This window comes from Fimbriimonadia bacterium (assembly GCA_039961735.1).
Lineage (GTDB): Bacteria > Armatimonadota > Fimbriimonadia > Fimbriimonadales > JABRVX01 > JABRVX01.
In genome coordinates, this window is sequence record JABRVX010000045.1 from 14,138 (window position 1) to 36,633 (window position 22,496).

Below are 22,496 nucleotides of genomic sequence, written 5' to 3' on the forward strand. Positions count from 1 at the left end.
TCGGCGGTTCTCTGCGTCCTTTGCGTGAGTTTCTAGGCGCCGGGCCCAACGCCACCTTGCTCGAAAACCGGGCATTCGTGCAGGACTGCCCGCTCGCAGACGATAAGATTCTAGCGAGATGCCGATTGGGATGCCGCTTGCCATAGACTACACGCCCGCTGTGCTGTTCCTGAAGGCGGTGCTGCTCTGGGCGCCGGCAGGGTATTGGATCCACCACCTCTTCCTGCGTTCGGTGGCGGCCGATGTCGGTGGCGTGGAGGCCGCGCTCGGAATCGGCGCGGCTGTCGGTCTGGCAGCCTTCGGCACTCTTCATCCCGAAGCCTGGGTCACGGTCAGCTCGTCCATCGCACTCTGGATATCCGCCATCGGGGCACCCGTGGCAACCAACTTCATCAACAAGCAGGCGCACAAGACGCTGGACATCGAGCGCATGAAGAAGACGTGCAAGGCGCTTCTCTCCAATCCCAACAATCCCTCTGCCCTCGCCGATCTCGGTAGGTCGTGCCACCGAGCCAACCTCAATGCCTCCGCGGCCATCTTCTTAGAACGAGCCGTGGCAGCGGCTCCGCAATACATGAACGACGAGAAACGCATGCTCCAATGGGTGCGGCGCAGCGTGGAGGGCGATCCGCACGATCATCCCAACTCTTGCCCCAACTGCCGTTATGCGAACGACCCCGGTGACATCCTGTGTAAGCGTTGTGGCGGCATGGTGTTAGTGTTGATCGCGGGCGGAAGATGGCTCCCCGAGTCTGCGCCCGGCAAGCTGCTGCGTATTTGGGTGGTCGCGCTCGCAGTCATCTTCCTCGCCCCGCTGGTGGGCGTGACAATCAAGTCCGCTCTTGCCATACCCATCATCGCCCTTCTGGCGATCGGCGGTGCGCTGCTGGTGTGGCGTATCATCACGCGATGAGACGTCTCGACCGATATCTCATCGGAGAGACCCTGCTACCTTTCGGCATCGGCGCGGCTGCCGCAGTCATGCTGCTGACCGGCGGGTTGCTGGCGGAGTTCGGTCCACTGCTCTTGGATCGCAAAGTGGGCATGCTTGCGGTCCTGCAACTGCTGTTGTTTCGCCTTCCGTTCCTATTAGTGATTGCCGCCCCGGTCGCCACGGCGGTGGGGACTGCGATGGCCGTCAGCCGCCTGGCACGGGACCAAGAGGTGCTGGTGATGCGGATGGCGGGTGTTAGCGTCAAACGCATCTTCCTGCCCTACATCGTGATGGGCATTCTGATGTTCGGCCTGACGTATTGGTTCCAGGAGGCAGTGGTCCCTGGGTCAGGCTCGGCGTTCAAGCAGCTCTTCTTTCGCATCTCGTTGATGCAGAGTCAGCCGAGCCTCGCTCCGAATACGGTGCTGCGTGTCCGCGAGTTCATTTTCTGCCTCGGCTTCGTTCAGCAGCGCTCGGAGCGTGTGTTCGAGGTGCAAGAGATCACTGCGTTCCGCCCGAAGGGCGTGAAGGAGGTGACGATCACGCGGGCGCCACGAGCCGTATACGACAACGGGCGATGGGTGCTGGAAGACCCCCAGACCTGGGTCTTCGGCGCCGGCGGCAGGCTGCTGCACTTCGAGAAGATCGAGCGGATGGTGATCGAGGGACGCGTTCCACTGCAGGACATCGTGGGAGCCCCGCAACCGGATGAACTTACGCGCGCGAAACTAGGGGAGCTGATCGAGCAGGAGCGCCGGGCGGGCCGCGATGTGCGTGCGAAAGAGGTGCAGTACCACACCAAACTGGCCGTTCCGTTCGCCTGCGTCATCTTCTCTCTCTTCGGCCCGATCTTCAGCCTGGCCTTCGCGCGCAGCGGTGGCTTCGCGGGCATCCTCCTGTCCGTGTTAGTGGTTTTTGCGCACATAAACTTGCTGCTGCTCTTCAGCAAGATTCTGGGCGAACCGGGTGTGATACCACCCGTCGTGGCAGCCTGGGCACCCAATGCGTTCTTTTTCTTAGCAGCGCTTCTTGCGATGCGGAGGGTCGAGTGAGGGCATTCCTGTGGGTCGCGCTTCTGTTCGCAGCGTGTGCGTATGCCCAGGACAACCCACTGAAGCCCAGCGGCTTTCGCCCCCCGCCGCCCAAGCAGCACGACTTGGGTCCGCCGGACCCGACGCTGGAGGACACGGCACGCATCTATTGGAAGCGCTTCGGCTTCATGAAGATGGTGGGCCCCAAGGTGTCTGCCGGCAATGGCGTGGAGTTCCAGTATCGCGGCTATACCGTACGAGCAGACGAGGCCGAGGGCGACGTGGATACCGAGCAGTTCACACTGCGCGGCGGCGTCACCCTGCGAGGTAAAGACCAAGTGGTCACCGGAACAGAAGTGTGGGTGGACTTCCGGGAAAAGACCTACCGGTTCTCGGACGGAACTGCCGACTTTCGGCCCAGCTTCTTCGATGGCCGACTACTCTCGGACCTATACGGCACTGCACAGCACTCCGAGGGTGGAGAGTCGCATGTCGTGCTCGATGCTGGCACGCTGACCACCTGCTCCTCGGAGCACCCGCACTTCCACCTCGGAGCACGTGCCATCGAGGTGACACCGGGAGACCGCGCCATCCTACGAGATGTTAAGATCAGTGCCCTGGACCGGACACTGCTAACGCTCCGTCACTTCGTGTTGCCCTTAGACCGACCAGACTACAACGGCTACCTGCCAGACGTGGGTCGCTCGCAGATCGAGGGTGTGTATGTGAAATCGCGTTTCGACGCAGACCTGCTCGGCAAACAGCGTGCTACCATTCGTGCGGAAGCCATGGAGAAGCGCGGCCTCGGTCTCGGCTTAGGCCAGACGTGGAAGTATGCAGCCGGAGCGGGTGGTTACAACGTCTACAACCTCTACGACCAACAGCGCGGACAGAACACACTAACCGGAGACTTCACTCATAACGAACGTCTGGGCAAGCTGGCATTCAGTTCGCGCCTCGGGCTCAGTCGCAACATCTATGCGAACTTCCCGGAAACACGACGACTGGACGGTTCCATCGGTTTACGCTACGGCACTTCGTCACTGGATTATCGCGAATCGCGTAACGACAGCGGTGACTACGGGTCAGGCAACCGCACGATAGGTCTTTCCGACAACAGGCGCCTGGGTGGAGGACTCTCTGCCACCTCACGCATCACATACACCAACTTCGAGACCGAGCGCGGAGGCGTGACGCTCAGCCAGCGCGAGCAGGCGGACGTCAACCTCGGACTTCGCTACGCCGCACGGAAGTTCGACGCGGAACTCACCTATCAACGTCTCGTGCCCATCGGCGGCACGACCACCTATCGCACCTCCTTCGAGCGCACGCCGGCGCTAACCTTCCGGACCGATACGAACAGGTTGCTAGGATGGCGCGATGAGCCGAGGGTGGCACTCGAAGCGAGCGTTGGAGAGTACGTGGACGGCTTTCGCAACGTCCGCGTTGTAAGAGAGGGATTCGGCGCACGAGCCTCGCAAAGCACGAAGACCGGCAGAGGGTTATCGTTCGGCTACAGCTCCGAGTTCGCGCAGTCCTTCCACAGTGACGGCACCGCACAATATGTGCTGAATCAGACACTCGAGACCCGGTACGGCCTGTCTTCCGGTGAGCGCGCAGAGGGCATCATTCTTCGATACCGCTACACGCGCCCCTACGGCTACTCGCCGCTCTCTTTCGATCGACGGGGCGAGACGAACATAGCGACCGCTCTGCTGGAGCTGCCATTTGCCGACGGACTGACGTTTCGCGCCGGTGGTGGATATGACCTGCTACAGGAAAAGCGAGGACAAGTCGCGTGGAACACGCTAGGATTGGCGTTGCGCTACCGTCCATCAGAAGACTTCTTGGCACTAGCGACTTCCTCGTATGACCCTCGCGAGAAGGTCTGGAGTACCACGCGGTTGGCCTTCGCCTGGCGACTAGGGGAGACCACCCTGCAAGCGGAGGGCCGCTACGACGGTAGATTGGAGCGGTGGGGGAATGCGAACTTCAGGTTGGAGGGGTTTCGCCTCGGACGCCTGAAGACCTCGCTTTTGTTGCTCTACAACGGGTACTTGAAGCAGTTCGACACCCAGCAGTTCCAACTTACCTACGATCTCCACTGCGCGGAGGCGGTGATAGGTTACCGCAACACGCTGACGGGATATCGGCGCGGGCAGGACTTTCAATTCGCCATACGCCTGAAGGCGCTGCCTTACCGCTCCGACTTCGGTCTGGGTGTGTCCGGCGAACCGCTTGATACTAGCACGGGCGTAGACTTCTGACATGCTACCACCGCGACGGTCGACGCGCGAAATACTAAAGCCACCTACCCAGCTGATCGCGAAGGAAATTGCGCGCCTGGAGGCGGTCATCGAGAAGGGAATACGGTTGCTCGAAGATGTCGTCCGGGCGCGCCTGGCGGCACAGAGCGAGATGACGGAGCTGTCTGCCGAGCTACGAAGGATAGAAGCAGAGGCTGCGCTACTAGGTGATGCCACCCCGGCCCGACTGTCGCCAGCCGAGATCCGAAGACGCGTGCAACGCCTAGACCGCCATCTACAGCAGTGCCGAGAAAGGGAGCGACATCTCTCCACGGCTATCAGTCAGGGAGAGGCCGCTCTGTGGAGTGTGAAACGTGAGGCGGATGATATCCAGCAACTATGGCGCCAGGCTCGCGACCTGACGCGCATGCGTCTGGTGGCCCGCGGCATGGCAGTCGAGCCACATCGCGAGCCATGGGGCGGCGTTCCGGCTCGCGCGCTAGCTGACATGGGGGATGGAGAAGCGTCGCTCTATGCCACCACGACCGCCCGACTCCGTGACTGGCGCCGACGCGCCGCAGCCACTACATCTACGCTCAAATCACAGCTACGTGGGAGGAGGTAGATTGACGAGTCACCGATGCTGTCCGTCTCTCGCATACCGGAACAAGAGGATGGCAAATGGGCTGTCGTCATGCTGAGCTCGTCGAAGCATGTACGAATACCGCTCGACATGACGGCTCCCGTGTTACTCGAGAGGTGGGATGGACACGCTACCGTGTGTGTCCCTCCGTCCCACGTAGCATCAGCTCGAAGGCCACGACCGCAGCCGCGACGTGTACGTTGAGTGAGCGTCCCTTTCCATACATAGGGATGTACACGGCAGCATCGCACGCCTCGATCAGTCTGTTCCCGATGCCGCCCCCCTCCGCCCCTAGCACCAGACAGGTCTTCTGAGGATACTCGAATGCCATGTAGTGCTCAGCGCCCTCGGCCACTTCGACCGCTACCAGCGAGTACCCTTCCTGCTTCAACACTGTCAGCGCCTCGGTCCACTTCTCGAATGTTCGGAAAGGCACCCGTCGGTGCATTCCCATCGAAGTGACACCGATCATCGGGTGTGGTGGAGTGGGCGTGCGCCCCACGAGCACCAGTTCCCGTGCCCCGCACGCCGCTGCCACACGAAACATGCCACCCACGTTGTAGCCATCCTGCCAGTCCTGGAGCAGGAATGCCAGGTGCTTCTGCGGCGGGTGCTGAGACTCGAACGCTTTCCTCTCCTTGCGCAGCGCGGTCTTCTTTCGGATAGCGTGGCCATGTGGCATGACTCGCATTGTGGCAGAGCGTGTACACATGACGCGTTTCATCTTCTCAGTTGACATCGGGCTGGCAGTGTGGCAGCGCTATCAGCAGGGCGGTGATCCGCTGGTCACCCTCACCACTGCGAGAGGTGAGAGACAAGACAAACGTTAGTGGGCCAAACATGACGGTCGGGGAACAACCGCCTATACCAGCTCGCCCATCATCCCCCAAAGATGGCCATCGGTGGCGCGCACGGTGGCAAGGCGGCCTCTGCGCTCCGGGCCGCCGGGGAAGTGCATCATTCGGAACTCCCGCGTGTACCCCGCCAGCAGTCGCCGGTCCTTGTCCGACGGCCCCTCGATCAGTACCTCGAACTCGCGTCCTACGCACCCACGGTTCTTCTCGATGGCGATCCCGTTCTGCAGGTCAATCAGCCGGTTCAGACGCTCGGCCTTCACCTCTTCGGGGATCTGGTCCGGCATCTCGGCTGCCTTCGTACCCGGCCGCGTCGAATACGCGAACATGAAGGCGCTGTCGAACCGCACCTCGCGCACCACATCCAGCGTGCGCTGGAACTGCGTTTCCGTCTCTCCAGGAAACCCCACGATGATGTCCGTAGTGATACCGATGTGCGGCACCGCGGCGCGCAAACGCTGCGCCGTGCGCAGGAACTCTTTCACCGAGTACACCCGCTTCATCCGTTGCAGCACCTCGTCGTCGCCCGACTGCAGCGGCAGATGCACGTGCTCCATCACCTGGGGCACATCGCGGATGGTCTCGATCAGATCGTCGGAGAAGTCCCTCGGGTACGGCGACGTGAATCGAATGCGCTCTAGCCCCTCGATCTCTGCGAGTCGTCGTAGCAACAGGTGGAACGGCACCCGGCCCTCCAACAGGTTCTTGCCGTAGCTGTTCACCGTTTGACCGAGCAGCGTCACCTCTTTGGTGCCATGCGCAGCCAGCTCGCGAACTTCGCGCAGGATGTCCTCGGTGGGTCTGCTTCGCTCCCGTCCTCGCGTCACGGGCACCACGCAGAAGGTGCAGAATTTGTCGCACCCATACTGGATGGGCACGAAGGCCTTCAGTTTCGGCTTTCTCCCCGTCGCTCGACCGGGAAGGTCGGTCACCACGGCACCTTTGCGCTCCGGCATCTCCGTGCGCATCGCGAAGCCACGCCGCTCTCTCGCCTGCTCCACCATCTCGGGTATCACGGCTAGGTCCCGTGTGCCGACGACGAAGTCCACATGGGTCGCCCTGTTGCGGATGCTCGCCCCCTTGAGCTGAGCCATGCACCCGACCACCCCGATCACCAGATCCGGCCGCTCTTTCTTCAGCTTCTTCAGGCGGCCGAGCAGTGAGAAGGCCTTCTGCTCGGGCTTGGCGCGTACCGAGCAGGTGTTGAGGATCACCACACTGGCGTCCTGAAGGGTGTCGGCGGGATGCATACCGCGTTCATCGAGGAAGAGAGAGATCTGTTCGCTGTCTTCCTCGTTCATTTGGCAGCCCCAGGTGACAATCTTGTAGCTATCCGCGCCCATTTCGAGTGCGCAATGATACCAAACGGACGTCCCGAACAGAGGTGCCGACGGGTCGGCGGCCACAAAGTCAGGAGGCGGGGCCGTCCGGCCCCGCCTCATACGGATGTACCTGCGTCCGAGCCTACTTGCGTCGCCGAAGAGCGAGCAAGCCGAGAAGACCGCTCGCCAATGCTACGTAGGTGCTCGGCTCAGGAACCACCTCGATGGTGAACCAGTGGCGGTCGCCCCTAGCCAGCGTACCGTTGATCAAGGTGCCGCCAACGTTCAGGCCGTAGTCGCCCCCCCTGGTGTCGATCCCGCCGCCGGCGCCGCTGCGGTCCCAGCTGCCGCCTCCGGAAATCGCGTCACCCGGATCGCGGGTGTTGTAGCCGCCCAAGCACAGATAGTACAGGCCAGGAGACAGTACCAGATCCAGGTTCGACTGAGCGCCGCTGAAGTCGTCGTTCGCAGCAATGAAGTTGCCGAAGCCGTCGAAGAACGACAACTCGGTATCGAAGGTGGCCGCGAACGTGTTGATGTTCAATGCCCCGGGGTTGAATGAACCTGCGAAAGTGGGGGTCAGGTCGTACCAAGACACGTTCAGCCAGTAGTCGAACGTGTTGTAGCCCCACATGTAATAGCCCCAGGTGTTCGTCCCGCCGGAGTCGAACAGGTCGAAACTGACCCAGCTAGTTGCGTCTGCGGGATAGTTCACGTCGTCGTTGTTCCCGAGGATCCAGCCACTCGGACTAGTATCGTAGATGTACAGGTACGAGTCACCGTTGCTGGGGTCCACATTCACATCGAAAATGTACCGGCGCAGCGCCCACGAGCCGTTAGCGGCCGTGTCGAAGTAGTGGAAGTCGTCGTCGGACGAGGTCATGGAGCCGGTGATGTTCTCCCCATTGTTGAGCATGCCGATGTGGCTGCCGGGGAACGTGTCGTTGGGCTCCTGCTCCGCGAGGTCCGCACATGCCACGCTAATCGCGCCCATAGCGAACGCGGCCAGCAGCAAGCTTCTGGTAAACATGGTCCAATCTCCTTTACGTGACTGCGATTAGCTTGCATCCACGGAAGGGAGCGGCACAATGGTAGTAATACATAGACAAGCAACGCCGCAGGCACGTAGGCCCGCCGCAACCTAATGTTAACACACGATTACGGCCTTGTCAAGACTCGCTGTAGCCTGGTTCGCGGAGCCCCGGCCACAATGCCGGGAGATTCCGCTGCAGGCCAGATACTTCCTCAGCCACGTTCGCAACTTCGCACAACGGCCAAGCAGTTCTGCCGGATGCGCCCGCGGTAGCGCGAAACCAGGCCGAACTGCGGGGCCGCAACCCGGAAAGCGAGTGTGTAAGATGTCAGCGCCTCCACGGAATGGATGCGCTGTGCGCGAACGGAGCGCGCCCCGCGCGCCCGGACACCCAGCACGAGTGCGGGCCGTTCTGGCTCGGCCATTGCACGTCAGGGATTGACGTTTCTCCGAACGTCTCGGAGGTGGCCCATGTATGGGGAAGATGAAGCTCGATTCGACGATGCCGACTATCTCGAGGAAGAAGAACTGCCGATGCCGGAGCCTCCCGGCGAGATCGCGCTGCCACGCACGGCCTGGGGCTGGATGACGCCGTTCTTCGGCACGATGCGCCCTCCGCACCAGCCGCCCGCTCCCGTGGACCCCGAAGCGGAGATGGAACGCCAGCGCGCCGAGGCCGAAGAGTATCTCTCCATGAATTGAGGCGCTCCCGCAGGCAACGAAACGGGGCCCGCCCCGAAGGACGGCCCCCTCGCATCACAAGTTGCCTTACCGGACTACTTCCCGTAGCAGCAGCACAGGGGGTTGCCGCCAATGGAGAGGCAGCAGGTCGAGCCCCACTTCATGCTGTAGTTCGCAAGATCTACGAACATGTGCAGCGCCTTGATGTAGTCCTTGTCGGTGGTGTTGCACAGGTACCAGACGCCGTTGGCGGCCGGCTTCCAAGTGCAGTTACCGAAGGCGAAGTTGAAGCTGTACCACGGGATGCCGTTCTGCAGGATGTTCAGGCTAACCATGCTGCCCGAGTAGATCTGGAAGTAGTTCTGCAGGCTCTTCACGGCGTCCGGCGTGTTGCTGATGAGCTGCCACTTGATGCCGTTGGTCAGCTTCTCGAACTTGATGTTGAAGAACGGCAGGAACTGCGGAGCGGTTGCAGTGCCGGTGAAGGCGCCGAACTTCTGGGTCGTCGTCGTGGTCCGGCGGACCGAGGTGGTCCTCTTGGTCACGGCCTTCGGCTTGACCGTTCGGGTGGTCTTCGCCGTCGTCTTCGTCGTCCGCTTGACCTTGGCGGAGCCGCTCTTCTTCACAGGCTTAGTGAGCGTTGCCGTACCACCGATGGGCCTGTAGGTCGAGGTGCCCACGTGCTTGTTCTCAACGTTGCCGGTATTCGGCGTGTTCTGTTTGTTCACAGCCATGAACCGCACTTTCCTCCATAGCTCAGGCGCAAACGCCTGATGTGTCATAGGAATTGTCGGATCACTCTGTGAAAAGTCACAGGGCAGCACCCTCAGCCAGGCTTCGGAGCCTCTGGAAGATGGCGAGTCGTCCTAGCCGCCGAGGCCCGAACACGCAGTGTAGGTCCAGAGCGAACGGGTCCGTGCGACTGCTCCCGGGGGAACTTTCGACAACTTTTGCGACGCCCGATGCGATCTTCGCATGATCCTTCGGGCCGCACCCTGGCGAGGCCTTGCCATGCAGCCCACAGCAACGTGCCGGGCAAGGGGTCTCGCGCAGAGTCGGCAGGGGTACAAAACCCGACGACGTCGTCCCAGAGCAATCCCATTGGTGCCGACGATGTCTCCGAGCGCTCGTAGCCGCTGCACGATGTCTGTCTTCTGAGGTGCGGGGGTCTCGGACTGGCCCTCGCACCGGCGTCGCGCCAGACCAGCACCTGCCGACAAGGTCCGTCCCGCCCTCAAGGCGAACGCGTATCTCCTCGCACCGGCGTCGCGCCAGACCAGCACCTGCCGACACGGCGAGCTTACGACTTCGTTCCAGACTTGGCGCATTGCTGGAGCGAAGCAATAGGCGTCGTCTAGCCGCTCAGGGAGTCCACCTGGATCGTCTCCACCGTGAGGATCCCCGTACCGCCGGCGCCCACGAACACCTTGTAGCATGCCCGCGAGCCCGCCGAAAGCACCGCACCCCCGCTGGTATTCTCGAACTCCCCCGTTTGCCCCGAAGGAATCGTGACCGAAAGGCCTGTATCGCTACCGTCCGCCCGCAGCGTCACGGTCGAATCGGCCAGCGTGCTGTTTCCGCTGACGTAGACGCGGAGGTTACGCAGCGTGTGAGACTGGTCGTACAGCCGAACCTGCGCATAGGCCTCGTTCCCACTCGATGGCCCACGGTAGCCCGTAAGTGGCAAGAAGCGTGTAGTGTTCTGGAGCTGCGCCCACGAGCCGGTGTGCACGATGAAGGTGCGAATGCTGTGCGCGAGGAGCTGAGACACGCGGACTGCATCGGCAGCGTCCACACCGTTGGCCAACCCCATCACCCGGTGCCCGTCCATCGCGATGTCGCCAGCCATGGTCCCGCCGGATAGCAGCAGGAAGACCCCCGGCGCAAGCTCGCCCTCCGAGGTGATCTGCGTGTCGTTGCCCGCGTCGTCGCGGTAGAACAACTCGGTCCGTCCACCGACGTCCGCCGTGAACAAGAAGCCCCGGTTGGCGCTGGAAGTCGGCGGGCTCGTGCGTTCCGGCAGGCTAAGAGCATCCGCACGCGCAACTCCGGAGACGTGCAGGGCGTCAGACGGACTGTCGGTGCCGATACCCACCTTCGGGGCGTTCAGCATCACCACCAGTGAGTTTGGACCCGTCACCTGTCGGATCGAGTCCTCCACTCGCTGGCCGCGCCAAGCGATCGAAGTGTCCACTCCTATCACGCTCTCCGTCCCGGTGGTCGCCGATCCGATCAGCGTATGAACACCCATCGGGGGCGTCAGCGTAGGTGTCAGCGTGAAGCTGCCGTCGTCGCGCAGCCAAATGTAGGTGATGCTGGCGGGTGGCAGACCTACGATCTCGGTCTCCTCCACCTGCACCAACTTGTCTAGCGATGCCGTGCCCTCGGCCACGACCACCGATAGCCCCTGACCCGCCGAGAGCCCGAGACCGCTCAGCACCACGTGCCCCTGCGACACGCGCGAAAGCGCCTCGAAGTCGCTCCAGTTACGATTCTGCTGAGTTGCCGAGAGCACCGCCCCGTCCACCAATCGGAAGTAACCCATATTGCCTCCCTACTCCTGCCACGTAATCCCATTGTCCAAGCTGCGACTGAGACGTACCTCCCCAGTCGCATCTAGGTAACTCACGAGCAGCGTGTTGGCACCATCTGGCCTGATCGTCACACCACACGTCTGCTCCGGGCACTGAGCGACCACGGTCACCGGATCAGACCAGGTAGAGCCACCATCCGTGGAGCGCCTGCAGCGAATCCCACCGCCGTCGTACGAGAAAGCGTACAGAAAACCGGTCACAGGGTCCGCTGCCAAGTTCGGATGAGTCGCAGAAGCAAAAACCATCACATCCTCCACCCATGTCTCGCCGTCATCGAGCGACCTTCGATGCCACACGGCCCCGTCGAGAACCAGCACTGAATGCAGGCGCCCCGGCACCGACCATGCAATGCCGAAGCCACCTCCCACATATCCAGGCTCCAACACGAAGTTTTCGCTCCGTTCGTCCGCCTCGAACCGCCGCAGCCGTAGCCCGTCGGGTGCCGTGTACGCCATGAACACCCGCCCGGTCTCGTTATGCGTCATGCGTGTCTCACCACCCGGAGTGCCTGGCTCGCCAGCTAGCCCAATCCATCGGTACTTCCTGTCTGTGAGGCCAGAGGCAAGCAGCACCGGCCCGCTCTGCAGAGTGCCGATGGACCACGTTCCGTCTGTGGGAGGAAACGGCCCTACGCGGTAGTAGCCTTCCTCGCCACTGACCACGCTCGTGTAGCTGGAGCCGTTCCGAAACAGTATCACTGGGACCCCTTCTGCGGCGCGGTGCTGCGCAGCGTCCACAGTCAGGCCGTGGCACATCGCCCGCAGTCTCTTGGTGAAGCGCAGAGGGTAAGGGCCGCCGTGCGAGCCCGATGGATCACCGATCCCGGGATAGATCCCCACCTTGTCGTATCGTTGCAGCCAGCGCATAGGAGTCCTGCCAACGAGACTGACATCTAGCAGGTCCCGCCTGGCTCCACCGGGATACCACTCCGACGCCATGAACGCCGCCAGGCGCGAGTCGTGATCGTAGTAGTACCGTGTGCGCTCGTCGCTGCCGGGAGGTGTGGGAACTCGAACGTCGCACGCGTCGTGAGACGTTAGCTCCTCGATCAGCTCGCGCACGGTTAGGAAGCGATCCGATCGCGCGTCTTCGACGCGGTACGGCATGTCGAGGACCTGCCGGCCATCGCACAACCCCCAGCACAACCTGTATCGTCTAACGCCATCGTCACCCATCACGCTCTCGTCGAAAGGTGGTAGCGCGATTAGGGAGACCTCGCGCGTACGTACCAAAGACAGGTCAGCGAAACTGTAGGTGGTGCCACTGGCCAGCCTCTCCAGGCCAACGCTCTCGATCCGACGCGGACCGTAATACTCGCCCGGAGGTACATAAGAACTGTCCGTCAGGTCGGAGGCGGCGCTGGCGCCCTCTGGCACGCACAAGTCGAGCACGTAATCGCGAAACCCTGTCGTCAGGTCGAGCTCCCACACGTACAGGTCCGAGTCGTTCAGGTGCACCAAGCAAGGGCCTGCCGGATTGCTCCTCGCGGTGAGTCGCAGCTTGCGGTACTGCGATGCATCGCGCGAGAAGCTCTTGCGCACGCTTCCCTCGCCGCCTGCCACCACGACACGCAGAATGCCGCCCGATGCGGTGACCGTTGCATTGTCGCCGACCCACCCATCGGCCGAGTCGAACGCGTCCACCGTGCGCGCAGCGGTATGCGCGAGCTCGAAGGGCGTCCATGAGAAGTCGTCGGCGATCATAATTCGCCAGTCCTGAGGGATTTCGCCGTTCTGCACGAGCCACTCGTTGTCCAACCACAGGAACAGGTCGGGCCGTGGTAGTAGCACGTCGCACAACGGCACCGGTATTCCTCCTTCGCAGCGTTCGATGGCTGCGCGCTGCTCCGTGTAAGTCTCGGTGGGCCCTTCGTAAACGCCGTTCGCCTTCTCGACCTCCGCCGGCTCGGCCCACGAACGGCGGTAGCGGACGGTCCCACCATAGTTCGGCTCGAACACCTTCGTGGTGACTCCGCTCGGACGCAGGTCAGTGTCGGGAGCGCACTCGCACGTGGCGAGATAGGGGCCGGAAGCGTGCGCATCGGTTTCGCCGTACAACGTGCCTTCCGCCGAGCCCGCGCACGAATAGTTCGGCTGTTCACAAGCCACACGGTCGAAGTTGATCGGTAGCTCGTTCAGATGCATGACGCTGACACTGCCCGCAAAGCCCTCCGCATTCGACGGGGAGTGGAATAGCCGCACGGTCGGCGTGTGTGCTAGTACATCGGGGCCAACGATATCTGCAGGGATGTCCCCCGATGCCGCTGCCCCAAAACCCTCCTCGACCGTTATCTCGAACCCGTACTGCCCGCCTCCCTGTGGCCCTTCATAGTAGTGCATTGTGCACATGCCCACGAACTCGTCGTCGGCAGGGCCCTGTCCGCTAGTAGGGTACGACAGCGGCACCCGAGGCGTACCAGCGTCTATCTCGATGGCCTTCCACTCCTCGACGTCCATCCAAAGCGTACAGGTGCCCACGACGCCATATCGCGCACCAGGAGGCACGGTCGGCATCCCCAGTGGCTTGTATGCGGCAACCGGCATCTCGGCGCCTACGTGTCCCCAAGGCCCGTGTGCGTTGAAGTACCCACCGAAGCCCGTGTCCGGGTCTCCCGGGAGCCGAATCTGCAGCACCCACGAGAGACCGTCGGGGCCGCCGGCGATAGGTAGCAGAAACCCGTTCGGCGGTGCGCCCGTGTCGCTGCGGCCACACACATCGCCCGGGCTGCCCGCCCATACCTCGAATCCCATCCATGCCACCGCAATGCCGGACCCACCGGTGTAGCCCTCACCCACCGGCTGCAAGGCTCGGTAAGCTGCCTCGACAGAGAAGGCCCACTCCAACATCAGTCTTCGCGTACGACCGGTGCGGAACAGATCGGCCATCCTACCGCCCTATCACCGATCCGTCGCCGATGCGGCTGAGCCCGACGATGAGCAGAGGCGAGCCGTCGGATGCAGTGAGCGATCGCGACTCGGCGAGCGGCAGACGTGCCACGTCCAGCCGCTGTGTGGTGAGATTGCCACTCGTGAAAGCCTGGTCCGCCGAGCGCACGTACTCCTGCTTCATAAGTCGCGACAACGTATCTCTCATCCGCTCCCGTTCCCAATCCACTTCGGGTCCTCCTATCTATCGTGTCACCGACTCCTCAATCCGAAGGTGCCACTCCCGTGCAGCGCACATGCACCCACGAGCCCAACCTGCCACCCGTCTCGATCTGCACATCGCTCAGCCGGTACTCACCCAACCCCTCGCCACTGATACCTACTACCGACACCATCGAACCCGGCAGCACCGTGGGTTGCCATTCACATGTGAACACGCACAGGTGGCGCGACCGTCCTTTCTCCGTCATGAGAAGCCGAGAGACGCGCGCGCACGCCTCCGCCGTGGTGGCCCACGACGCCGTACGGTGTGCCTCGACGGCCCGCCCGAGATAATCGTCCGAGGCTGGTTGCTGAATGGATGAGAGGTTTCGCTCATAGGTCATCACTCTTTGCGCATCGCGCGACCCGTCGGCGCCGTACACGTATAAAACATTGAACTCGGGTGGGACCACCACGCGGCGGAGTGTCAGCGCTCGCAGTTTGCGCTCGTCGGGCTCGCTGGACTCCACGTAGTCCGCAGTCCTCGCGAACACCCACAGATCCGGCTCCTGCCCCTGGGGTAGTGGCCGATATCGCCAAACACCTGCATCGTGGCGCAGCGACCATCCACTGAACTGCGTGCAGATCAGGCGAAGCATGTCCGCCACCGTATCGCCCGGCTTCGCGCAAAAGCGCCAGTCGTTCAGCGAGGGGCTCAGCGGGATCGCATCCGGCTCCTCGTCGGTCTGCCCACCACCGGGCAACGTGCCGTCGCCCTCCGCGATGTCCATCTCGTTGTCCGGCACACCCGCACGTCCGAGCAGGTAGCGTACTACTTCCGTGTGTATCCAACCGTCGAATGCGGGTGAAGGTGCGGCCTGAACGCCCTCTAGCCGCGACCACCCATCTCTCATCCGCAGTGTCACCGTCTGCCCTGGCAGCCCGTCTCGGCTCGTCACAGAAACCACCTCGCCACGAAAAAGCGGCGTGCTACCCAACGACAGTCGGCATGGAATGCCCGCGCGCAACGGCAGACCGACGGGCTGGCGCAGAGTCGCTTGCAGTGTCTGCGGCTGCGTGTCATCGCTCAGGCGCACGCGCAATCTCATCACGTCGTCGCTCACGTCTAAGGCGTCGCGCTGCACTGAGGCGATGCGTGGTGCAAACTGCACGGTGACCGCGTGAAGCTCGGGAGACCACGGTCCCGACACCGCACCCGTCAGCAACACGCGAGGCTGGGGCTTCGTGCTATCACCCACGCTGAACACACCACCCGTGTCGGCGTCCAGAACCAAGCCCTCCATCTCGCCATCGCCTGGTAGGTATCCGTGCAACGTGATCTTAGGTGGTTTCGCAAGCGGCGCACCGAGGTCGTCATGTCCTAGGTAAACGGTGTGCTGACCGGCCGCGAACCGCACCTTACCGATCTGAAAGAAGTAGCGGCGCCCCGGTGAAACCGCTATGCGAAGCGGCCCTTCGTCCACCACTCGCCACACACGGGCCAAGGAGTCCCAGCGTTCCTCGGACCGTGGCACGCGATAGGCATGCGAACTGCCCCGCGGCGATGGTAACCGTTCCGATTCGCTCGCAGCGTCTACGGGTCGCAGGCTGGAGTAATAGAAGTGCAGTCGATTCCCGAGTACTGGTAGCACTACCACCGAAAAACCCTCTCCGTGCTGTTCCGAAGGGCCGGCAAATCGCATCGCCTGAAGTTGCGACCACTCGTTCTCGCGCGGCTGGTAGCGCAGCAGCAGTGCGGTGCCGTCCGTCCGCACCTTCAGCGCGTACTGGCCAAATACGATGGCCAGGTAGTCCGCCGCGCGATCGTAGGTGAAACCGAGATGCCGCACTTCCAAGTACAGGCCTTGGTTCAGCGCGAAGTTGTCCTTCGATTGCAGCGCCCACACGAGCCCCTCGCCGTAGCCCTCGATCAGACCGCCCATGCCCAGCCCCGTGTCCAACTCCACGTCCCCGGGCATCGAACCGGCGGGGTACCCCAGCGACAAGAATGGGTCCCTCAAGCCCTCGCGTATGTACGCCGTCTCCCAGAACAGCTCGCGTCGGTGGAAGTCCTCGGCCGTCAGCTTGTCCCCCTCGTATGTGTCACCCTCCCTCCACTCCGGTAGAAACGGGGATGGGCGTAACATAACAGCGCCGGTGATGGGCTCCCTCCATAGGCCGCCGTCCAAAGGCTCCCGATGCACGATCTGCAACGCCGAAAGGGTCTTGCCCCACCCAGGATCGCGCAGTTCGTTCTCCGTGGTGTTCAGCAGCAGCTCGACGGACATCTACAACTCCTCGCTCAGAGACTCGCAAGCGGACGCCCACGGGTCGTCTACTAACACCGGTCGGCCTTCGTGAGACACTTGCACGAGCACATCCTCTAGCCGCCGGGCTAGTCGTTCGATGCGACGAAGCAGCTCGTCTGGGACTTCCTCGCGCATACGAGACTGGTCCGGGTCCCACTCGGGCTCCTCTCGTGCGCGAGGGAGAAGCCTCTCGCCTGCGCTATCGCGACCAGTCCCGGGATGCTGCGGCAGCATGTTGCCAGCCCTACCACCCACTGACAATGCGGGTGTCAGCGCGCCCTCGAGCACCCCTAATACACCCTGCGACCATCGCAGAGCAGTGGCCACTTGTCGATTCAGTGCCCCCTCCACTCCACGACCTGATCCAACGCCCACCGCGGAAGGTGTGTCAACTCTACCGGGTGCCGTCCGAGCACCTCCAGCGAGGCATCTAGCAGCCGCTGCCACCAGCGGCACTCCCAAAAGGGCCGTCGGCCCATCCGTTCAGCTCGTTGCACACGCGTAGCATCTCCAAAAGCAGAGGGCCCTTCGTACGAGATAATACGACCACGTCTTCCAGTCGCTTCGGCGGATCCGCATCCCAGCACGCACCGATGACCGCCGCAGCTTGCACCACGGCCTCGGTCACACGAAATCCGAACACCTTCGAGAAGTGCGCGGCAAGCATCTTGGCCTCGCGTTGGTCCTGCGCTACCCGTATCAGTGTTCCCAGGTCTTCGATACGACGCAGCCGTACGATGTGTGGGTAACCGAAGCGCGCACCGTCGATCTCCGCGGTTCGCTCCGGTGTCATGTTAGTATCGGAGCGATGCCATAGGGCCGCAGGGTCAGGCTCTCCGTGTCCGGCTCGTCCACGCTCAGGTTCAGCTTCTCGATGATGCCATCCACTACTACCGACTTACCGGATCCGATGAGCGTACAAGTAAGCCGCGCGAGTGCATTGCCGAACGCGAGGTGAGTCAGATCCGGGTAGTCGCTGTTCGTCGTATGCACCAACCCCTCGCACTCCACCACGAAGTCGCGTCGGGCAATGCGCAGCATTCGATAGAGGTCTCCAGCCGCTGTTACGTCTACGAGGTCGCTACGGAAGAGGAAGCTGGCACTGCGAAATCGCAGCGTGACCGCAGCACCGGGGCTGAAGTCGCCGTCGTCCGGCCCCGCGGGTGCTATGGTTATGGTAGCATCTTGCGCAATGAGGCGTTGTGCCATGAATGGCCCTCCTAACCATCCAGTCCGAACTCACGGGCGAGCGCCTGCACGTCCAGGCCCTGCGGGTCGGTCTTTCGTCCCGCGGGCAGCGCGATGGCGGCGTGCGACACCAACCACCGAACGGGAAAGGCGCGGATCAACTCGCTTAGCAGCGATTTCAGACGTGACACCTGAGCAGGCGGGTAGGGGTCGGTGCCATCGTTGCGGTTCACTAGCTCGATCCCGATGGAACGGCTGTTGACGCCGCTTGTGCCGTCTGGCAGCCGCGACCTCCCTGCATGATGCGCCGCTCGAGAGAGCGGCACCAACTTGGCCAGCTCGCCGCGCTTTCCGATAACGTAGTGCGCCGACACTCGGCTCGCCGGGTCGCACAGCCACTGAACCGCCCCGTCAAAGCCGGTACCACCAGTCGCGTGCAGCACGATGGTGTCTACAGTGGCACCGCGCCGGCTACCTTGGTTGGGCGACCGGCGCTCGATGTAGCGCCTCGTCACCAGTCCTCCATAGTGCCCGACTCCGCGGAGCCCCCGTCAGGCAGGCGGAACACGCTGTCGTCGGCTTTACGGCTCGCGAGCGGCTGCTTCTCCGCAGGCTCGTCCACTACGGCATCGCCTCCAAGCCTCAACCGCCCGGCTGCCAGGCCGCCCAAAGTGTCCTGCGCCCTGCTCCAGAACTGCCGCACTAGGTCGCCTACGTTGGGGTCCTCGGACGTGAAGTGCTTGGAGAGCACCTCGTACGCGGCAATGTCCAGGGCCACGAAGCGCACCGCGTCGGGCACGGGGTCGAACGGCACGCGGTACCGGCCATTCAGGGCCGCATCCACGTAGCCCTCGGCGAAGGCCCTCGCCGCAACGATCTCGGCAGACGCGGGCGTGATCCCAGTGCCTCGCAGTCTCTCCGTCAGGTCGGCGTCGCTGAAGTAACTCACGACCCAGCCGCCTTCCGATCCAGGAAGAACCCGCCGATGGCCGCGCCTCCCGCCGACAGCATGGCGCCGAGGGCGCGGAGGATCGGATGAAACTCCGATCCTGCCAGCCCGGCCCCCAATCCCACCATCATTGCGCCTAAGATCGTCCAGCGAAACTTGAACAAATCGTAGGTCATTTGCGCCCTCTTTCCTCGATCCGCGCCACCCGCTCCCGCACGTCGGCAAGCAGACGCTGGTGCTCCTCCGCGGTGTGAAACAGCCGACCGAGCTGCTCGCTCTGCACCGCTGTCGTCACCTCCAGCCGCGAAGCAATCGAATGCCACGACCACAGCACCGTTCCCAGCAGGCTGACCACGCCGAGCATGAGCTGCAGCCACGAGAGCGTCACACCCGACGCCGATGCGTCGCTACCGTTCATAGTCGAACCTCACCACCAAAGGGATGTGTGCCACCGCCCAGCCGGATGCGCGCCAAGTCCTCGCGGCCTCCGGGGGCTCTGCGTCGCGTAGTTTCCAGCCGTGCATGCCGGTAACGCCGCTCCAGCGGTTTCCAGCCTCCAACGCGCGATTCAGTAGCGCGGCGGCCTTAGCTCGCATGGTCGCTTCCATCGAAGCGGGTGCCTCGGCGCGCTGGAAGTAGAACACGTCCATGTCAAGGTCGAGCGTGCCGACCGTCGGCCCCCAGTCCGACTCTCCCGAGACGCCCCCCCACACCACAGCGACCTGCGGCGATGACTGCCGGTCCAGCAGAAGGCGGATCGGATCCGTCTCGTAGAGGATGGCCGACGTCACTTCGGGCCACGCAGTAGAGATCATCCCCTGCAGCGCCGCCGCAACCGACTCCAGCGGGAACGCGATGCTCATCGCTTGCGCAGTCGCTCCTGCAGATCGCGGAGCGCCTTCGATGCGGCTTGCATGTCCGTGTCCACGGACGCCACGGCCTGTAGCAGCAGGCCGGCGGTCTCGTCGCCTTCCTCTTGTCGCCATTCCAGGTAGGGAGTGAGTGCCTCGCGAAGGGCGTTCCAGTGTGTGCGCAGGCGGGCAGAGACCGAAACCAGCGCAACCAGCGCTCCCAGCACCCCGCCAAAACCTAACAGCGCGAGCCACTGCAATCCGACCTGCCAGTCGAGCTGCATCCTAACCGGTCCCCGCATGGTAGTAAGCGAGCTGCCACAGGCCATAGCCAACCTCGAAACGATCGCGGACGCCGAACACGAACTCGTCGCGCTTGAAGGCATGCTCGCTGCCCTGCTCGAGGTACTGAAACTCCACCGGCTCCCCCGACTCGGTTACCAATACCAGCGGCTTGGCGGACTTGGTCAAGTCCAACACGTACCAGTGATAGTTGTCAATCCAAGGCGATACGATCAGCTGGAGCTGTCCTTCCAGTACGTTCTTATAGGGCGTCGAAGCCGTCGCACCGGTGCCCACGGTACCCTCACCGACGTTCACTACCACGATGGGCGACTCCAGCAGCTTGCGCGCACGCCACTCCAACTTCGGACCCACCAATAGGTGCGAGGGCGTGACCGCAAGCGGCTTCCCCTGGTCGGAAGTGAACGAGCGCATGGCCTGAATCACGTCTTCGATGGCATCCGTGCCCAGGTCACTGCTGCCCGTGTTCGCTGCGGTGCCGGCCTGGCCCGAAAGGGTCCGCACCGGATGGTCGGGCGCAAAGAAGCTCTTACCATCATAGCAAGCCGTGCTTCCCCCAGCTTCCAACGCTGCAATCAGTTGCTTGAGGCGTGCACTGGCAGGCAGAGCACCCAAGTCTCGTGCGCGCTGTCGGAGCTGACCTGTCATGTCATCGCGCAGGGCAGTGCGCTTGACAGCGACCGTCTCCTCCCACGGATCGCCCAGCGTCACGGTGTAGTTATAAGTGTTGAACGCGTCGTACGCGCGCTCGTCGGTCCAACGCGTCATCTCAGGAACGTCCCCGACAAACGGGAAGCGCGCGATGTTGCCGGAAATGGGAACGGTGGTAGCCAGAAGATCGATGACCCGCTGGTCGTCACCCTCCAGCGCCTGGAAGTATGCCTCGTAGAAGTCGTTGCGCAACACCGGCGCAATGAAGCCCTGGATGTCACTGTCGGTGACAGGCATGATGATCCCCCCTTATGAGTGTGATCGTGAGGTGTGTGGCGTTCAGTCTAGGTGTAGTTGGAGATGTCCACCTCGAGGTGCGAGGCGTCCACGTAGCCGACGCACTTCCCGACTTTCGCGTTCTTGGTGGAGGTAGTAGTGAGTGTCTGGTTGTCCGAGGCGTAGAACTCCCGACCGACGTCCACCTGCGAGGCACCGGACCGGGCAAACACGAACCGGCCCGCGCGCCGCACCCGGATCGCTTTCGCACCTGCTTGTCCGGTGCTGTTATCCACAGTCTCCTCGGCAACTCCCATGAACAGCATCGGGTTCGTGGTACCAGTGGCAAGATTGGTGACATATCCGGTGTCAGGCACTCCCGCCACGCTCTCTGCCGCCATACCTACCATAGCACCCTTGAAGATCTTGACCGCCGCCATCTTAAGACTGACGATGAGGCCGTCCTTGACAGGGTGGTTTCGCTCGGATGTCAGTGCCGCCAACCTATGCCCTCCTTCCGATCTGTCGGTGGTTGCCCTGGGCGCTTCGCTTGATGCGCCGATACTCGTCCAGTCCAATGCCGAAGCGCTCGCAAAGCGCTGCTTCGGTCGGTTCCAGCTCCGGCAGTGGCTCGTCGTCGCTCATGGCGAAGGGAGTAACCTGGGTGAACAGAATGCTCTCCGGCTGAGCCTCCACGAAGTCCATGAACACACGCCGGGTCTCCGGCTCGGCATGTAGCAGCAGACGCCGTGCGTGCTTCTCGGTGGCTGGCGTGATACGACCGTCCCGCCGCCATCGCTCGATGCGCGCTTCCACCTCGGCGTGCAGCCTGGCCTGGGAGCGTGAACCCTCAGCCGGCCTCCGAGAACGTGTGTCCTCGGCACCCAGGGGCACGTACTTCCGCTCGACCCGCTTGCCGCGTCCCAGCCGAACCGCGCCATCGCGAGTCAAGCGATGGGGCACCTTCAGCAAATCGGCTCCGCGCTCCACGATGGCATGGTCTTCGTACACTTCGGGCACCCACACGCCCGGGCCGAACGCTTCGTAGATCGCCGCGCGCACGGCCCCCGCTTTATCGTCCAGGGTGGAGTCGAACGGAACGTCAATCCGCACCGGCGTCTCATCCTCGGAAAACCGCACGCGGGCATCCGGCACTCGCGGCTTCACCACCAGCGACACTTCCAGCAGCCGCTTGCGCAGCCGGTCGAGGCACACCGAGAGGTACTTCGCGCCGGATCGCAACAGCAGCGACCACGCCTCCGGCGCGAATCGAATCACGCCGAACAGCTCGCGGCCCTTCCGGTGTAGATTGCTCACGGCACCCAGCCGGAGCGGGTTCTCGGAATCTGGGTCCAAATGACCGACGGTCAGAGGCACCTCGCCCGACGTGCGGGCCATCACGTCTAGGTCCTCTTCGGAAACGCTTAGCCCCTTGTCGGGATAGTCCCCCGCCTCGAAGAGCTTCGCGTGTTTGATCACTTCACGCACTCCATCCTCCGTTCTCTCTTGCTGCGGAATGGTTGGACTAGTCGGGCAGTTCGGACC

The 22,496-nt window shown here is 62.9% G+C and carries 25 protein-coding genes; 5 read left to right on the forward strand and 20 right to left on the reverse strand.

The window, feature by feature from the left end:
- The first annotated feature begins 118 nt into the window (after positions 1-118).
- From HRF45_10840 to HRF45_10855, 4 genes are read left to right on the forward strand one after another with little or no spacing between them, the layout of a single operon-like run.
- Positions 119-913, forward strand: a complete 795-nt coding sequence (locus tag HRF45_10840) for a zinc ribbon domain-containing protein (GenBank protein ID MEP0767021.1) — start codon at positions 119-121, stop codon at positions 911-913.
- Positions 910-1,986, forward strand: coding sequence for a YjgP/YjgQ family permease (locus HRF45_10845; GenBank protein ID MEP0767022.1), 1,077 nt, complete (start codon positions 910-912; stop codon positions 1,984-1,986). Before HRF45_10840 ends, HRF45_10845 begins: the two co-directional genes overlap by 4 nt.
- Positions 1,983-4,232, forward strand: a complete 2,250-nt coding sequence (locus HRF45_10850) for a hypothetical protein (GenBank protein ID MEP0767023.1) — start codon at positions 1,983-1,985, stop codon at positions 4,230-4,232. Before HRF45_10845 ends, HRF45_10850 begins: the two co-directional genes overlap by 4 nt.
- 1 nt (position 4,233) lies before the next feature.
- The gene (locus tag HRF45_10855) at positions 4,234-4,836 is read left to right on the forward strand and encodes a hypothetical protein (protein MEP0767024.1); all 603 of its coding nucleotides are present in this window, start codon (positions 4,234-4,236) and stop codon (positions 4,834-4,836) included.
- Between the two features lie 148 nt (positions 4,837-4,984).
- Here the strand turns inward: HRF45_10855 and HRF45_10860 are convergent, their stop codons facing one another.
- From HRF45_10860 to HRF45_10870, 3 genes are all read right to left on the reverse strand, one after another.
- Entirely contained in the window at positions 4,985-5,536 is a 552-nt protein-coding gene (locus HRF45_10860) for a tRNA methyltransferase (protein ID MEP0767025.1), read from the reverse strand.
- A gap of 180 nt (positions 5,537-5,716) precedes the next feature.
- Complete coding sequence (gene miaB, locus HRF45_10865; protein MEP0767026.1) at positions 5,717-7,009, reverse strand: tRNA (N6-isopentenyl adenosine(37)-C2)-methylthiotransferase MiaB; 1,293 nt, start codon at positions 7,007-7,009, stop codon at positions 5,717-5,719.
- 163 nt (positions 7,010-7,172) lie between these two features.
- Positions 7,173-8,060 (reverse strand): PEP-CTERM sorting domain-containing protein, encoded by an 888-nt coding sequence (locus HRF45_10870; GenBank protein ID MEP0767027.1) that lies wholly within the window; start codon positions 8,058-8,060, stop codon positions 7,173-7,175.
- 474 nt (positions 8,061-8,534) lie between these two features.
- Between HRF45_10870 and HRF45_10875 the strand changes: the two genes are divergently transcribed.
- On the forward strand, positions 8,535-8,765 hold the full coding sequence (locus tag HRF45_10875) for a hypothetical protein (GenBank protein MEP0767028.1): 231 nt from the start codon (positions 8,535-8,537) through the stop codon (positions 8,763-8,765).
- A gap of 74 nt (positions 8,766-8,839) precedes the next feature.
- Here HRF45_10875 and HRF45_10880 read toward each other — a convergent pair whose 3' ends face one another.
- The 17 genes from HRF45_10880 to HRF45_10960 form a co-directional block, all read right to left on the reverse strand.
- The gene (locus HRF45_10880; GenBank protein MEP0767029.1) at positions 8,840-9,478 is read right to left on the reverse strand and encodes a hypothetical protein; all 639 of its coding nucleotides are present in this window, start codon (positions 9,476-9,478) and stop codon (positions 8,840-8,842) included.
- A gap of 620 nt (positions 9,479-10,098) precedes the next feature.
- On the reverse strand, positions 10,099-11,289 hold the full coding sequence (locus tag HRF45_10885) for a hypothetical protein (GenBank protein MEP0767030.1): 1,191 nt from the start codon (positions 11,287-11,289) through the stop codon (positions 10,099-10,101).
- Between the two features lie 9 nt (positions 11,290-11,298).
- A complete protein-coding gene (locus HRF45_10890; protein MEP0767031.1) occupies positions 11,299-14,223 on the reverse strand; it encodes an exo-alpha-sialidase in 2,925 nt (974 codons plus the stop codon).
- Between the two features lies 1 nt (position 14,224).
- Positions 14,225-14,452 (reverse strand): hypothetical protein, encoded by a 228-nt coding sequence (locus HRF45_10895; GenBank protein ID MEP0767032.1) that lies wholly within the window; start codon positions 14,450-14,452, stop codon positions 14,225-14,227.
- 34 nt (positions 14,453-14,486) lie between these two features.
- Positions 14,487-16,712 carry a hypothetical protein gene (locus HRF45_10900; GenBank protein MEP0767033.1) on the reverse strand — a complete coding sequence of 742 codons (2,226 nt, stop codon included), beginning with the start codon at positions 16,710-16,712 and terminating at the stop codon, positions 14,487-14,489.
- Positions 16,713-17,060, reverse strand: a complete 348-nt coding sequence (locus tag HRF45_10905) for a hypothetical protein (protein ID MEP0767034.1) — start codon at positions 17,058-17,060, stop codon at positions 16,713-16,715.
- A gap of 103 nt (positions 17,061-17,163) precedes the next feature.
- A complete protein-coding gene (locus HRF45_10910; protein MEP0767035.1) occupies positions 17,164-17,526 on the reverse strand; it encodes a hypothetical protein in 363 nt (120 codons plus the stop codon).
- Positions 17,523-17,942, reverse strand: coding sequence for a hypothetical protein (locus HRF45_10915; protein ID MEP0767036.1), 420 nt, complete (start codon positions 17,940-17,942; stop codon positions 17,523-17,525). Before HRF45_10915 ends, HRF45_10910 begins: the two co-directional genes overlap by 4 nt.
- 11 nt (positions 17,943-17,953) lie before the next feature.
- Positions 17,954-18,436, reverse strand: a complete 483-nt coding sequence (locus tag HRF45_10920; GenBank protein ID MEP0767037.1) for an N-acetylmuramoyl-L-alanine amidase — start codon at positions 18,434-18,436, stop codon at positions 17,954-17,956.
- A complete protein-coding gene (locus tag HRF45_10925) occupies positions 18,433-18,870 on the reverse strand; it encodes a DUF1320 family protein (GenBank protein MEP0767038.1) in 438 nt (145 codons plus the stop codon). Before HRF45_10925 ends, HRF45_10920 begins: the two co-directional genes overlap by 4 nt.
- Positions 18,867-19,046, reverse strand: a complete 180-nt coding sequence (locus HRF45_10930) for a hypothetical protein (protein ID MEP0767039.1) — start codon at positions 19,044-19,046, stop codon at positions 18,867-18,869. Before HRF45_10930 ends, HRF45_10925 begins: the two co-directional genes overlap by 4 nt.
- The gene (locus HRF45_10935; protein MEP0767040.1) at positions 19,043-19,288 is read right to left on the reverse strand and encodes a hypothetical protein; all 246 of its coding nucleotides are present in this window, start codon (positions 19,286-19,288) and stop codon (positions 19,043-19,045) included. The genes HRF45_10930 and HRF45_10935 overlap by 4 nt, the downstream gene beginning before the upstream one ends.
- The gene (locus HRF45_10940; GenBank protein ID MEP0767041.1) at positions 19,278-19,733 is read right to left on the reverse strand and encodes a hypothetical protein; all 456 of its coding nucleotides are present in this window, start codon (positions 19,731-19,733) and stop codon (positions 19,278-19,280) included. Before HRF45_10940 ends, HRF45_10935 begins: the two co-directional genes overlap by 11 nt.
- The gene (locus HRF45_10945) at positions 19,730-20,005 is read right to left on the reverse strand and encodes a hypothetical protein (GenBank protein ID MEP0767042.1); all 276 of its coding nucleotides are present in this window, start codon (positions 20,003-20,005) and stop codon (positions 19,730-19,732) included. The genes HRF45_10940 and HRF45_10945 overlap by 4 nt, the downstream gene beginning before the upstream one ends.
- A 1-nt stretch (position 20,006) precedes the next feature.
- The gene (locus HRF45_10950) at positions 20,007-20,972 is read right to left on the reverse strand and encodes a Mu-like prophage major head subunit gpT family protein (protein MEP0767043.1); all 966 of its coding nucleotides are present in this window, start codon (positions 20,970-20,972) and stop codon (positions 20,007-20,009) included.
- A 47-nt stretch (positions 20,973-21,019) separates the two neighbouring features.
- Positions 21,020-21,454 carry a hypothetical protein gene (locus tag HRF45_10955; GenBank protein ID MEP0767044.1) on the reverse strand — a complete coding sequence of 145 codons (435 nt, stop codon included), beginning with the start codon at positions 21,452-21,454 and terminating at the stop codon, positions 21,020-21,022.
- A 1-nt stretch (position 21,455) separates the two neighbouring features.
- Positions 21,456-22,439: a hypothetical protein gene (locus HRF45_10960; protein ID MEP0767045.1), complete on the reverse strand. Its 984-nt coding sequence runs from the start codon at positions 22,437-22,439 to the stop codon at positions 21,456-21,458.
- Between the last annotated feature and the right edge of the window lie 57 nt (positions 22,440-22,496).